Below are 13,394 nucleotides of genomic sequence, written 5' to 3' on the forward strand. Positions count from 1 at the left end.
CCCCCGCCCGCATTTCACTGCTGAATACCGCTGAGGTCATCCATGTCCACTTCGGCCACCACCCCGGTCGATGTCAACGACTCGCCGCCGCCGGCCCCGAAGAACGGCTTCGACCGGTTCTTCAAGATCACCGAGCGCGGCTCGACCGTCCCGCGTGAGATCCGTGGCGGTTTCGCCACGTTCTTCGCGATGGCCTACATCATCGTGCTGAACCCGATCATCCTCGGTGGCGCGAAGGACATGTACGGGCATCAGCTCGACAACGGCCAGCTGGTCACCGCGACCGCGCTCACTGCCGCGTTCACCACGCTGCTCATGGGCGTCATCGGCAATGTGCCGATTGCGCTCGCCGCCGGCCTCGGTGTGAACACCGTCGTCGCCCTGCAGCTCGCGCCGCGCATGTCGTGGCCGGACGCGATGGGCATGGTCGTCCTCGCGGGCTTCGTCGTGATGCTGCTCGTCGCGACCGGTCTGCGCGAGCGCGTGATGAACGCCGTGCCGCTCGGCCTGCGCAAGGGCATCGCGATCGGTATCGGCCTGTTCGTGATGCTGGTCGGCCTCGTCGACTCCGGCTTCGTGACCCGGATGCCGGACGCCGCGCAGACCACGGTCCCGCTGCAGCTCGGCACCGGCGGCCATCTGCTCGGCTGGCCGGTTCTCGTCTTCGTGCTCGGGGTGCTGCTCACGCTGGCCCTGATGGTGCGCAAGGTGCCCGGCGCGATCCTGCTCGCGATCGTCGTGATGACGGTCGTCGCGGTGATCATCAACGCCTTCGCGGACATCGACCCGATGTCGTGGGGTCTGACGGTGCCCGAGTGGCCCGGCAACCCGGTCTCCACCCCGGACTTCAGCCTGGTCGGACAGGTCAGCCTGTTCGGCGGCTTCCACAAGGTCGGCATCCTCACCGGCGTGCTGTTCGTCTTCACCGTGCTGCTGTCGTGCTTCTTCGACGCGATGGGCACGATCATGGGCATCAGCGACGAGGCCAAGCTGACCGACGAACACGGTCAGATGCCCGGCATGAACAAGGTGCTGTTCATCGACGGCATCGCCGTCGCCGCCGGTGGCGCCTCGTCCTCCTCGGCCACCACCTGCTTCGTGGAGTCCACGGCCGGCGTCGGCGAAGGTGCCCGTACGGGCTTCGCCAACGTCGTCACCGGCGCGCTCTTCGCGGTCGCGCTGTTCCTCACGCCGGTCGCCACGATGGTCCCGTCCCAGGCGGCCACGCCCGCGCTCGTCGCGGTCGGCTTCATGATCCTGTCCGGCAGCATCCGGGCCATCGACTGGGGCGACTGGACGATCGCCATCCCGGCGTTCATCACGATGCTGATGATGCCGTTCACGTACTCGATCACGAACGGCATCGGCATGGGCTTCATCGCCTTCACCGTGCTGCGCGTCGTCGCGGGCCGGGCCAAGGAGGTGCCGGTCGCGATGTACGCGGTCTCCGCCGTCTTCGTCTTCTACTACCTGATGCCGGCTCTCGGCCTCACGTAGTCACGGCCCGAGGCGGTCCGCGGTACTACGTGGTCACGTCCCCGTAGAACCGCTCCGTCTCCTCGACGGCCGTTTTGAAGCGTTCGTCGAAGTCGTCTCGAATGAGCGTCCGGACCACATAGTCCTGGACGCTCATTCCCCTTTTCGAGGCATGGACCTTGAGCCGGTCGAGCAGCTCACCGTCGATCCGCAGACTGAGCACTGTCGATCCCATACGGACAGGGTTGCGGGCCCCCGTGACCCGTTGCGTCACTTTCCGCATCCGCCTCACTCATATGGGTGATGAAACTTTTCTGCACCCTCGGTGCCGCCGCGGACGTGGTCGGGATCACGGACTCGCCGTGTCCCCCCGGTAGTCGTTAGACATGGTAATGAGTTACGCTAACGAACATGCCAGACCTCACCCATGGCGACGATGCAGCCGCCGTGAACTCCCTGCGTTCCGCAGTGATGCGCCTGTCGCGTCGGCTCAAGCACCAGCGGGTCGACGAATCGCTGAGCCCCACCGAGATGTCGGTGCTCGGCACCCTGGCCGGATGCGGCTCCGCGACGCCGGGTGAGCTGGCTCGCAAGGAGCATGTGCAGCCGCCGTCGATGACCAGAATCGTCGCGCTCCTGGAGGCCAAGGGACTGGTCCGCCTGGAGCCTCACCCCGAGGACCGCCGGCAGAAGGTCGTCACCTCCACCGAGCAGGCCGAGACCATGCTCGCGGAGAGCCGCCGCAAGCGGAACGCCTGGCTGGCCAACCTCGCCGAGAACCTCGACGAGACCGAGTGGGCCAAGCTCCGCGAGGCGGCACCCGTCCTGGAGAAGCTCGCCCACCTCTGAGCCCCACCAGCACGACCAGCACGCACGACGAGTACGCACGACGAGTACGACAACCGAGCCGACGCCGACGCAGGACGACCGCCGAGGAGGCGAACCCACTTTGAGTACGGGATCCGGAGCAGACTCCGCCCCCGCACCAGCCGCCCACGACACCCCCGCCCGCCCACGCAAGCCCTCGATGTTCGCCAGCCTGAAGGTACGCAACTACCGGCTGTTCGCGACCGGGGCCGTCGTCTCCAACACCGGCACCTGGATGGCCCGCATCACCCAGGACTGGCTGGTGCTCTCCCTCACGGGATCCTCCGCCGCCGTCGGCGTGACGACGGCCATGCAGTTCCTGCCGATGCTCCTCTTCGGCCTCTACGGCGGTGTGATCGCCGACCGCTTCGCCAAGCGCAACCTGCTGTTCTGCACGCAGGGCGCGATGAGCCTGTCCGGCCTCTTCCTCGCGACGCTCACCCTCACGGGCAACGTCGAGGTGTGGCACGTCTACCTCGCGGCCTTCTTCACGGGTCTCGTCACGGTCGTCGACAACCCGACCCGGCAGTCGTTCGTGTCCGAGATGGTCGGCCCCGACCAGGTCCGCAACGCCGTCTCCCTCAACTCCGCGAACTTCCAGTCCGCCCGCCTCATCGGCCCGGCCGTCGCCTCCGCGCTGACCGCCGCCGTGGGCCCCGGCTGGGCGTTCCTCGCCAACGGCCTGTCCTTCCTCGCCCCGCTCACCGGCCTCATGCTCATGCGCACGCACGAGCTGCACGAGATCAAGCGCGCGCCGCGCGGCAAGGGCCAGCTGAAGGAGGGGCTGCGGTACGTGTCGCGGCACCCCGACCTGATCTGGCCGATCGTCCTCGTCGGGTTCGTCGGCACCTTCGGCTTCAACTTCCCGATCTGGCTGAGCGCGTACGCCGACGACGTGTTCCACGGCGGGGTCGGACAGTACGGCCTGTTCAACACGCTCATGGCGATCGGCTCGCTGGCCGGCGCGCTGCTCGCGGCCCGGCGCCGCTCGACCCGGCTGCGGGTCCTGGTCGGCGCGGCGATCGGCTTCGGTGTCCTGGAGGTCGCGGCGGCGTGGGCGCCCGGCGTCTGGGCGTTCGCCCCGCTGATCGTGCTGCTCGGCATCCTCGGCCTGACGGTCAACGTGACCGCCAACTCCACGGTCCAGATGGCCACGGATCCGGAGATGCGGGGACGTGTGATGTCCCTGTTCATGATGGTGTTCACCGGTGGTACGCCGCTGGGCGGACCGCTCTTCGGCTGGCTCGCCGACCAGTACGGGGTGCGGGTCAGCTTTGCCCTGGCCGGGGTGATCTGTGCGGTGGCCGCGGTCGGGGTCGGGTTGATGCTGGCCAGGGCGGCCAACCTCCGCCTGAAGGTGGACCTGCGGCGGGGCGAGCGCCATGTCCAGTTCGTCCCGCGTGAACTGGCCCCGGCGGCGTGAGCCACTCAAGCCCCTGCGGCGCGTGAGTCGCTCAAGCCCTCCGGGCGCGTGAGCCATTCAGGGCCCGCGGCGGGCGAGCAAATCAAGCCCCTGCGGCGCGTGAGCCATTCAGGGTCCGCGGTGGGCGAGCAAATCAAGCCCCTGCGGCGATTGAGCAGCGGGGTCCGGGGCGGAGCCCCGAGGCGTCACGACCGGCGCCGGTGTTGCGGTCCCGGGGCTCTGCCCCGGACCCCGCGCCTCAATCGCCGCAGGGGCTTGATGGGCCGGATCCCGCGCTTTAATCGCCGGCGGGGCTTGATGGGCCGGACCCTGCGTCTCAATTGCCGGCGGGGCTTGAACGGCTCACCCGCCGCGTGAGGTGCCGGAGCCGCCCGGTGGGCGCGACACTGGCCCGGTGAGACTCTTCGCGGCTGTGCTGCCGCCGGACACGGCACTCGCCGAACTGGGCCACGCCATCGCCACGTTGCCCCCCGGCGACGGGATCCGCTGGACCGAGCACAGCGGCCGCCACCTCACGCTCGCGTTCTACGGCGACGTACCGGAGGACACCGTTCCCGAGCTGACCCGACGGCTCGCCCGCGCAGCGTCCCGCACGGAGGCGTTCGACATCGCGCTCGGCGGGGGCGGGCACTTCGGTGGGCGCGCCCTGTGGACGGGCGTCAGCGGCGACGTACCGGCGCTGCGCACACTCGCGGAGCGCGCGGAGGCGGCGGGCCGCAGATCCGGGCTGCCCGGGGAGCACCGGCGCTACCGCCCGCACCTGACGCTTGCGCGCAGCCGTGATCCGCTCGACTTCGGTCCGCACGTCGCGGCCCTCGACGCCTTCGCGGGCAGCCCGTGGACCGTGGCGGAGCTGACGCTCGTACGGAGCCTGCTGCCGAGGTCCGGGGTCGCGGGGGAGCGGCCCCGCTACGAGAAGGTCGCCGCCTTGCCGTTTTCGGGGTCGGGTTAGTCTCGATGTGTGGACCCGAAGACCCGTAACCGGATCATGGCCGGTGTGCTTGTGCTGATGTTCTTCGTCGTGGCCGTCGCGGCGGCCCTCGGCCAGTAGTCGACCGAAGGACGCCGCGTACCCGCTGCTGGGCGGGTGTTACCAGGCGAACGCCTCGGGGGACGGGCCGGGGCCGGGGAAGATCTCGTCCAGGCCGGACAGGACCTCCTCGCTCAGCTCCAGCTCGACCGCGCGCAGCGCCGAGTCCAGCTGCTCCTGCGTGCGCGGGCCGACGATCGGGCCCGTGATGCCGGGGCGGGTGAGCAGCCAGGCCAGCGCCGCCTCGCCGGGCTCGATGCCGTGCTTGTCGAGCAGGTCCTCGTACCGCTGGACCTGCTCGCGCACCGTCGTGTTCTCCAGGGAGCTCGCGCTGCGCCCGTCCCTGCGGCGCTTGCCCTCGCTCTCCTTCTTGAGCACGCCGCCGAGCAGTCCGCCGTGCAGCGGCGACCAGGGGATGACGCCGAGTCCGTAGTCCTGCGCGGCCGGGATGACCTCCATCTCGGCGCGGCGCTCGGCGAGGTTGTAGAGGCACTGCTCGCTGACGAGGCCGACGCGGCCGTGCCGGGCGGCGGTCTCGTTGGCCTGGGCGATCTTGTAGCCGGGGAAGTTCGACGAACCCGCGTAGAGGATCTTGCCCTGCTGGACGAGGACGTCGATGGCCTGCCAGATCTCCTCGAAGGGAGTGCGGCGGTCGATGTGGTGGAACTGGTAGATGTCGATGTAGTCGGTCTGCAGGCGCTTGAGCGAGGCGTCGACGGCGCGGCGGATGTTCACCGCGGAGAGCCGGTCGTGGTTGGGCCAGGGGGCTCCGCCGTCGCCCGCCATGTTCCCGTACACCTTGGTGGCCAGGACCGTCTTGTCGCGCCGCTCGCCGCCCTTGGCGAACCAGGTGCCGATGATTTCCTCGGTACGGCCCTTGTTTTCGCCCCAGCCGTACACGTTCGCGGTGTCGAAGTAGTTGATGCCGCTCGCCTGCGCCGCGTCCATGATGGCGTGGCTGGCGGCCTCGTCGGTCTGCGGACCGAAGTTCATGGTGCCGAGGACGAGTCGGCTGACCTTGAGTCCCGTGCGTCCGAGCTGTGTGTACTTCATGGTTGTACAGCCAATGACGTGGAGTGCGCTCCAGGCAAGTGGGCCGGGAGGGATCGGTGGGTCAGTCGCGGGGGAACTCGGTGGTGTCGAGGGCGAGGCCGACGGGGGTGTCGGTGAGGTCGACGGTCTCACCGAAGTCGTACCTCGACTCGGTGGTGTACTCGTCGTTCTTCGGGTGGGTGTGGACGACGATCCGGCCCACGTACGGGTCGGCGATCAGATACACGGGGACGGAGGCCCGGGCGTAGGCGGTCTTCTTGGGGCCGTAGTCGTTCATGCCCGTGCTCCTGGAGATCACCTCGGCGACGAACTCGACGTCCTTGCACAGCCACAGGCCCTTGTCGTTCTTCCGGGCCGTCTCGGACACGAGGGTCACGTCGGTCGCGAACCCGTTGAGCTTGCCGGGGTAGTCGATGCGGACGTCGGACTTGATGCGCTTGCGCGGGTACTTGGTCCTCAACTGGTCGTAGACGTCGGCGATGATTTCCCAGTGCGTGTCCCGCTGCGGCGACATGAAGATGTGCCCCCCGACGATCTCGGTCTTGATTCCCTCGGGGACGGGCATCTTCTCGAGCCACTCGAACATCTCGTCCAGAGTGCGCTCATCGTTGTTGTCGGCCATGGCGATCCTGTCGTCGGTCGTTACGACGGTCATCGTGGCGCTCCTCCCCGGCCACCCGGCGGATGCGGGCAGCCGCGCACTTCAACGATACGCAGAGTGCCCCGGTCACACGCCCGCGGAAAACCCCGCAGGAGGCCGAACAGTCGTCCGGTAGCGCCCTTGTTCGTAGGGCCCGCCCACACCCCACGCCTGGTGCAGCGCGTCCGCGTACGCGGCGGCCAGTTTGTGTTCGCCGGAGGCGTTCGGGTGCGTGCCGTCGTACGTGTCCTGGTGGATGTCGTACGCGTCCGGGACCGAGGCGAGGAGCAGGGACGAGCGGGGTTCGTCGAGGTCGGCGACCGCCTTGGCCAGCAGGGTGTTGAAGTGGGCGACCTCGGCGGCGAAGGGCGCGTCCGTCTCGGCGCGGATGTTGGGGATCACGGGGAGCAGGACCATGCGGACGGCCGGGTTCGCGCGGCGGGCCTCGGCGACGAAGCGGCGCATGTTCCGCGCGGTCTGCGCGGCGTCGGTGTAGAAGCCGAGGTCTATCAGGCCGAGGGAGACGAGGAGGACGTCGGCCTCGGCGGCCGTGACCGCGTCGGCGATCAGCGGCGCCATGTGCTGCCAGCCCTCGCCCCAGCCGGCGAGGTGGTACTGCGGAAAGTCCGGGTCCGCGTACGCGTGGCTGTCGCCGTGCAGCGCGGTGCGGGGGCCGACCAGCGTGTGCGGCGTCGAACGGGCGCGCAGGTGCTGCCAGAAGCGGTGGCGCCAGGTGTGCTCACCGGCGCTCCCAATGGTCATCGAGTCGCCGACCGGCATGAACCTGAGCATCCGCTCATCATCGTCGATGACGCCGGGTGCGTGCGTGTGAGCCCCAACACGCCTGGCAAGCTGGGGGCATGCGTGCGTATGTGGGGGCGGCCGGGGTCGCCGCAGTCCTGTTCGTCGGTGCGGCCGGCGGGCCCGCCGTGGCCGACTCCCGCTCCGTCGGCTCCGACGGGTTCACGATCCAGGATCCGCGGATCACCGAGTCCAGCGGTCTGGCCGCCTCGCGCGCCCACCCCGGCATCTACTGGACGCACAACGACAGCGACGACGGGGCGTACCTGTACGCGATCGACGGCAGGACCGGGAAGACCGTCGCCACGATCACCATGAGCGGCATCGGCAGCCCGCGCGACGTCGAGGCGATCTCGATCGGCCCCGACGGCAACCTCTACGTCGGCGACATCGGCGACAACCTCGGCGGCAAGTGGGACCACGTGTGGATCTACAAACTGCCCGAGCCGAAGAAGCTCGTCGACCAGACGGTGCGGGCCACCCAGTACGTCGTGAAGTACACGGACGGGCCGCGCAACGCCGAGTCGCTGATGGTGCACCCGAAGACGGGCCGGGTCTACATCGTGGAGAAGGGCGACGACGGCGGCGGCCTCTACGAGGGCCCGGCCACGCTCGACCCCTCGGCCACCAACACCTTCCGCCGCGTCTCCGAAATCGACCTGTGGGCGACGGACGCCGCGTTCTCACCCGACGGCAAGCAGCTGTCCGTACGCGGCTACTTCGGCGGCATCGCCTACAAGTGGAACGACGGAAAGCCCGAGCGGCAGAGCCAGTTGCACGTACCGATGCAGCCGCAGGGCGAGTCGCTGACGTACACGCCGGACGGCAGGACGCTGCTCTACGGGAGCGAGGGGCGGCAGAGCCCGGTGGAGCCCGTGGAGGTCGAGGGCGCCACGGGATCCGGCGACAGCTCGAACTCCTCTACGGACCAGGGAGGTTCGGGCAGCGACGACAGCGGCGACAACCCCTTCGCGGGCAAGGCCGGCGCGGTCGGCGCCGTGGTCGTCGTCATCCTGCTGTTCGGCATCGGCCGACTGCTGCGCCGCCCCAAGGACCGCTGAACCACACGCCCGGGAAACGCGCCGGCGCGCCGTCGCTTCTTGCCGTCACTTCTCGCCGCGCGCCGCGACGAGGACGTCGAGGCCGTCCAGGATCCGCTGCAGGCCGAACTCGAAGTGGTCGAACCCGGCCGCGAACGTGTCCTCGGACAGGGACGCCATCACCGGGTACCGGCCGCTGGCCATGGCGGCCTCCAGGGTGGGGTGCTGCGCCTCCCAGAACGCGGCGTCCGTCATCCCCGACGTCGTCTCCGCCTCCTGTTCGTAGATGCGCGTGCGCGCGACCCCGGACACGTACCCGTCGACCATGATCAGGACGGAGAGCAGCTCCGGATCCGTGAGGCCCATGGACTTGATGCGGGCCATCATCTTCTCCATGGAGGACATGGCGCCGGGGCCGATCACGGGGCGGGCCTGGTTGACCTGGAGCAGCCAGGGGTGGCGCTGGTAGAGGGCGAGGGTCTCGCGGGCCATCGTGGCGACGGCGTCCCGCCACGTCCCGTCGACGAGCGCGGCCGGGTCCTCGTGCGGGGTCTGCACCCGGTCCAGCATCAGGTCGAGCAGCTCGGCCTTGCCCGGCACGTACCGGTACAGCGACATGGTGCCGGTGCCCAGGTCGGTGGCGAGGCGGCGCATCGAGACGGCGCCGATGCCCTCGGCGTCCGCGACCTCGACGGCGACCTCGACGATCCGGTCGAGCGAGAGCGCGGGCTTCGGCCCCCGGCTCGGCCGGGACCCCGTGCCCCACAGCAGCTCCATGCTGCGCCGGATGTCGCCGCTGCCGCTGGTCTCGGCGCTGCTGTTCGTGCCCTGGGTGCCGCTGGTCATGGGGCTCAGCGTAAACCTCTGGCGGAAAACTGAGTACGGTGTACTCTCATTTGAGTACGGTGTACTCGGTTTGGGAGGGGTGGCGATGGACGGGGAGCACGCGGTGCGGGCGGAGGCGCTCGTGAAGCGGTACGGGGACAAGCGCGCGCTGGACGGGTTCGACCTCACCGTGCGCCGCGGCACGGTGCACGGACTGCTCGGGCCGAACGGCGCGGGAAAGACGACCGCCGTGCGCGTGCTCAGCACTTTGCTGCGGCTCGACGGGGGCCGGGCCGAGGTCGGCGGCGTGGACGTCGCGGACCGGCCCCGGCAGGTGCGTCGCCGTATCGGGCTCACGGGTCAGTACGCGGCGGTGGACGAGGTGCTGACGGGCCGGCAGAACCTGGAGATGTTCGGCCGGCTCTTCCACCTCGGCGGACGCCGGGCGCGGACGCGGGCGACGGAGCTGCTCGACCAGTTCGGGCTCGCCGACGCGGGCGGCAAGGGCGTCGGCGAGTACAGCGGTGGCATGCGGCGCAGGCTCGACCTCGCGGCGTCCATGATCCTCACACCGGACGTGCTGTTCCTGGACGAGCCGACGACCGGCCTCGATCCGCGCGGCCGGGGCGAGGTGTGGGAGAGCGTGCGGGAGCTGGTGGCGGCGGGCACGACGGTGCTGCTGACCACGCAGTACCTGGAGGAGGCCGACAAGCTGGCCTCCCGCATCACCGTCATCGACCAGGGGCGGGCCATCGCCGACGACACCCCCGAGGGGCTCAAGCGGTCCGTCGGCGGGGACCGGATCGAGATCGTCGTCACCGAGAGCGCGGACCTGCCGCGTGCCGCGAAGATCGTCGCGCGGGGCGGTGGTGACCCGGTCGTCGACGAGGAGGCGCTGCGGGTGCACGCGCCGGTCGCCGACCGGGTCGCCGCGCTCACGGACGCCGCGCGCACGCTCCAGGACGAGGGCGTCGCGGTCGAGGACATCGGGCTGCGCAGACCGAGCCTCGACGATGTGTTCCTGCGCCTGACGGGGAGGGCCGCTTGATGAGTGCTGGTACGGCTGTGTACTGGGCGGTGTCCGACTGCTGGAACGTTGTGCGCCGCGGGCTCACCCACTATCAGCGCCAACCGGTCAACATCGCCTGGCAGCTGGGCTTCCCGATCCTGTCCGTGCTGCTGTACGGGTACGTCTTCGGCAGCGCGATGACCGTGCCGGGCGGCGGGGACTACCGGGACTTCCTGATGCCGGGGATGTTCGTGATGACGATGGCGTTCGGCTTCATCAACACGGCGACGCTCGTCGTGCACGACGCCACCAAGGGGGTCATCGACCGGTTCCGCTCGATGCCGATGGCGCCGTCGGCGGTGGTGTCGGGGCGCGGGGTGACCGATCTCCTGGTCGCCTGCGCGGAGTTGGCGATCCTGATGCTGACCGCCCTGGCGATCGGCTGGCGGCCGGACGGCGGGATCGGGGGCGGCCTCGCCGCGTTCGCGCTCCTGCTGTGGCTGCGGTTCGCGCTGATCTGGCTGGGGGTGTGGCTCGGCCTGATGGTCCCCAACCCGGAGGCGGCGGGCGGTCTTTTCGCGGTCGCCTTCCCGCTGACGATGATCTCCAGCATCTTCGTCGCGCCGCAGCTGATGCCGGACTGGCTGGGGGCGGTGGCGGCGTGGAACCCGATCTCGTCGACGGTGGCCGCGACGCGGGAGCTGTTCGGTACGCCGGTGGGGGCGGGGGGTTCCTGGGTCGAGCAGCACGCGGTGCTCATGGCCGTGGGCTGGCCGGTGGGGCTCACGGTGCTCTTCCTGCCGCTTGCCGTCCGGCGGTTCCAGCGCTTGAGCCGTTGACCTGCACCGTGGTTGCGGCCTCGGGGCTCCGCCCCGGCCCCCGCGCCTCAATCGCCGGCGGGGCTTGAAACATCAAGCCCCGCCGGCGATTGAGCAGCGGAGCCCCGGGACTGTCACCACGGGTGGGTCAGAGCTGGCCGATGACGTAGTCGATGCAGGACGTCAGGGACTGGACGTCGGCCGGGTCGATCGCCGGGAACATCGCCACGCGCAGCTGGTTGCGGCCGAGCTTGCGGTAGGGCTCCGTGTCGACGATGCCGTTGGCGCGCAGCACCTTGGCCACAGCGGCCGCGTCCACGCTGTCGTCGAAGTCGATCGTGCCGATGACCTGCGAGCGCTTCGCGGCGTCGGTGACGAACGGCGTGGCGTGCTTCGACTCCTCGGCCCAGGAGTACAGGCGCGAGGACGAGTCCTTCGTGCGGGCCGTGGACCAGGCCAGACCGCCCTGGCCGTTGATCCAGTCCAGCTGCTCGGCGAGCAGGAAGAGCGTGGCGAGGGCCGGGGTGTTGTACGTCTGGTTCTTGCGGGAGTTGTCGATCGCCGTCGGCAGGGAGAAGAACTCCGGGACGTGGCGGCCGGACGCGTGGATGCGCTGGGCGCGCTCGATCGCGGCGGGGGAGAAGACGCCGACCCACAGGCCGCCGTCGGAGGCGAAGGACTTCTGCGGGGCGAAGTAGTAGACGTCCGTCTCGGCGATGTCGACCGGGAGGCCGCCCGCGCCGGACGTGGCGTCGACGAGGACGAGGGAGCCCTCGTCGGCACCGGCCACGCGCTTGATCGGGGCGGCGACACCGGTGGAGGTCTCGTTGTGGGTCAGGCCGTAGACGTCGACACCGGCCTCGGCGACCGGCTCCGGGTGCGTACCCGGGTCGGAGGAGATCACGGTGGGCTCGGCGAGCCAGGGGGCGAGCTTCGAGGCCTTCGCGAACTTCGAGGAGAACTCGCCGAAGTTCAGGTGCTGCGACTTGTTCTCGATCAGGCCGTGCGTCGCCACGTCCCAGAACGCGGTGGAGCCGCCGTTGCCGAGCACGACCTCGTAGCCCTCGGGGAGCTGGAAGAGGTCCTTGACCCCTTCGCGCACGCGCCCGACGAGGTTCTTCACGGGCGCCTGGCGGTGCGAGGTGCCCATGAGGGAAGTGCCGGTGGCGGCCAGGGCGTCCAACGCCTCCGTTCGCACCTTGGAGGGGCCAGCGCCGAAACGTCCGTCGGCGGGCTTGATGTCAGCGGGAATCTGGATCTCAGCCACGCAAGGGAGGGTAGCCGCTGGGGTTTCGCCGACCGCAAGGTGTTCGGTGGGTGAGATGCCCGGTCTCGCCCGCCGCCTCAGGGCGCCGCGGGGCCCGCGATCTCGTGGGCCAGCGCGATCAGGGCCGGGGCCGAGGGATGGCCGGGGCCCTGTCGGCGGGCCAGCAGGACGGGGAGGTCGGGGGCGTCCGTCAGCGGCACGTAGGTGACGCCGGGGTACGGGTGCAGGTCCGCGGTCGCCGTCGACGTCACGCCCACCGCCCGGTCCGCGGCGATCGCGGCGAGCCAGTCGTCGGTGTTGGCGACGGTCAGGGTGGCGGTGGGCCGGACGGCCGGCGGCCACAGGGCGAGCGAGGTGGTGCCGGAGACGGTGTTCAGGGCGATCACCTGGCCGCTGAGGTCGCCGAGTGCCAGGCGCGGGCGGCGGGCGAGCGGACTGTCCGAGGGCACCGCCGCGACCCGCGCCTCCTCGTGCAGCAGCTCGGTGATCAGACCGGGCGTCTCGACGGGGCCGCGCAGCACGGCGAGGTCGACGGCGCCGCGGGCGAGCCCCGCCGTGCGGTCGTCGATGCGCAGCAGTTCCAGCGGTACGTCCGGGTGGGCCCGGCGCCAGCGGCGCAGCAGCGGGGTGGTGAACGGGCCCGCGGCCGACCAGGCGTGGCCGAGGCGGAGCGGCCGGTGCGGGGTGCGGGCGGCGGCCAGCGCGTCCTCGAACGCGGCGACGGCGACGGCCGCCTTCTCGCGGAACGAGTGCCCCTCGGGGGTGAGGTCGAGGTGGTGGGTGGAGCGGTCGACGAGCCGTACGCCGAGCGCGTCCTCCAGGGCCGCGAGTGTGCGCGAGACGACGGGCTGGGTGAGACGCAGCCGGACGGCGGCGCGGGTGACGCTGCGTTCCTCGGCGACGGCGAGGAAACAGCGCAGGTGGCGCAGCTCCGGTTCCCTGGTCATGTCCGTGGAGCATAACGGTGGCGCATTGGGCATTTCACGGGGCATGCCGGGCGGCTCTAGCGTGGAGTGTCACTTCGGGCACCCCGTTTATCAGGTTGACCCGCAGGGTCTAATACATTGGACTGTCCAGGACAGTCTCCCTCGCGCTCGCACTCGCACCGCAGTCGAAGCGCATGCGCACTGCACGCGCAGTGCGCT

14 protein-coding genes are annotated in these 13,394 nt (G+C 70.2%); 7 read left to right on the top strand and 7 right to left on the bottom strand.

The features are described from left to right. The first annotated feature begins 42 nt into the window (after positions 1-42). The gene (locus ACY34M_RS07045) at positions 43-1,497 is read left to right on the top strand and encodes an NCS2 family permease (protein ID WP_462716452.1); all 1,455 of its coding nucleotides are present in this window, start codon (positions 43-45) and stop codon (positions 1,495-1,497) included. Positions 1,498-1,522: 25 nt separating this feature from the next. Here the strand turns inward: ACY34M_RS07045 and ACY34M_RS07050 are convergent, their stop codons facing one another. Beyond that, positions 1,523-1,711, bottom strand: a complete 189-nt coding sequence (locus ACY34M_RS07050) for a ribbon-helix-helix protein, CopG family (RefSeq protein WP_462716451.1) — start codon at positions 1,709-1,711, stop codon at positions 1,523-1,525. A gap of 176 nt (positions 1,712-1,887) precedes the next feature. On the opposite strand from ACY34M_RS07050, the gene ACY34M_RS07055 reads away from it, so the two are divergent. The 3 genes from ACY34M_RS07055 (at position 1,888) to thpR (ending at position 4,718) form a co-directional block, all read left to right on the top strand. After that, positions 1,888-2,325, top strand: a complete 438-nt coding sequence (locus tag ACY34M_RS07055) for a MarR family winged helix-turn-helix transcriptional regulator (RefSeq protein WP_462716450.1) — start codon at positions 1,888-1,890, stop codon at positions 2,323-2,325. Between the two features lie 100 nt (positions 2,326-2,425). Then, a complete protein-coding gene (locus ACY34M_RS07060; RefSeq protein WP_462716449.1) occupies positions 2,426-3,766 on the top strand; it encodes an MFS transporter in 1,341 nt (446 codons plus the stop codon). 394 nt (positions 3,767-4,160) lie between these two features. Then, a complete protein-coding gene (gene thpR, locus ACY34M_RS07065; protein ID WP_462716448.1) occupies positions 4,161-4,718 on the top strand; it encodes an RNA 2',3'-cyclic phosphodiesterase in 558 nt (185 codons plus the stop codon). 138 nt (positions 4,719-4,856) lie between these two features. Here the strand turns inward: thpR and ACY34M_RS07070 are convergent, their stop codons facing one another. From ACY34M_RS07070 to ACY34M_RS07080, 3 genes are all read right to left on the bottom strand, one after another. Further along, positions 4,857-5,849: an aldo/keto reductase gene (locus ACY34M_RS07070; RefSeq protein ID WP_462716447.1), complete on the bottom strand. Its 993-nt coding sequence runs from the start codon at positions 5,847-5,849 to the stop codon at positions 4,857-4,859. Positions 5,850-5,910: 61 nt separating this feature from the next. Next, a complete protein-coding gene (locus ACY34M_RS07075; protein WP_462716446.1) occupies positions 5,911-6,504 on the bottom strand; it encodes a Uma2 family endonuclease in 594 nt (197 codons plus the stop codon). A 72-nt stretch (positions 6,505-6,576) separates the two neighbouring features. Further along, positions 6,577-7,281, bottom strand: a complete 705-nt coding sequence (locus tag ACY34M_RS07080; protein WP_462716445.1) for an SGNH/GDSL hydrolase family protein — start codon at positions 7,279-7,281, stop codon at positions 6,577-6,579. Positions 7,282-7,349: 68 nt separating this feature from the next. Here ACY34M_RS07080 and ACY34M_RS07085 point away from each other — a divergent pair, with 68 nt between their 5' ends. After that, positions 7,350-8,351 (top strand): YncE family protein, encoded by a 1,002-nt coding sequence (locus ACY34M_RS07085; RefSeq protein WP_462716444.1) that lies wholly within the window; start codon positions 7,350-7,352, stop codon positions 8,349-8,351. Between the two features lie 45 nt (positions 8,352-8,396). Here the strand turns inward: ACY34M_RS07085 and ACY34M_RS07090 are convergent, their stop codons facing one another. Next, positions 8,397-9,176, bottom strand: coding sequence for a TetR/AcrR family transcriptional regulator (locus ACY34M_RS07090; RefSeq protein ID WP_462716443.1), 780 nt, complete (start codon positions 9,174-9,176; stop codon positions 8,397-8,399). Positions 9,177-9,261: 85 nt separating this feature from the next. Here ACY34M_RS07090 and ACY34M_RS07095 point away from each other — a divergent pair, with 85 nt between their 5' ends. Continuing rightward, positions 9,262-10,203, top strand: coding sequence for an ATP-binding cassette domain-containing protein (locus tag ACY34M_RS07095; protein ID WP_462716442.1), 942 nt, complete (start codon positions 9,262-9,264; stop codon positions 10,201-10,203). Next, entirely contained in the window at positions 10,203-11,003 is an 801-nt protein-coding gene (locus ACY34M_RS07100) for an ABC transporter permease (protein ID WP_462716441.1), read from the top strand. Before ACY34M_RS07095 ends, ACY34M_RS07100 begins: the two co-directional genes overlap by 1 nt. Positions 11,004-11,130: 127 nt before the next feature. On the opposite strand, the gene serC is transcribed toward ACY34M_RS07100, so the two are convergent. Further along, on the bottom strand, positions 11,131-12,249 hold the full coding sequence (gene serC, locus ACY34M_RS07105; RefSeq protein WP_462716440.1) for a phosphoserine transaminase: 1,119 nt from the start codon (positions 12,247-12,249) through the stop codon (positions 11,131-11,133). Positions 12,250-12,326: 77 nt separating this feature from the next. Next, the gene (locus ACY34M_RS07110) at positions 12,327-13,229 is read right to left on the bottom strand and encodes a LysR family transcriptional regulator (RefSeq protein WP_462716618.1); all 903 of its coding nucleotides are present in this window, start codon (positions 13,227-13,229) and stop codon (positions 12,327-12,329) included. Positions 13,230-13,394: the final 165 nt, after the last annotated feature.

The sequence above is a fragment of the Streptomyces sp. EDA2-14 genome (genome assembly GCF_054963755.1).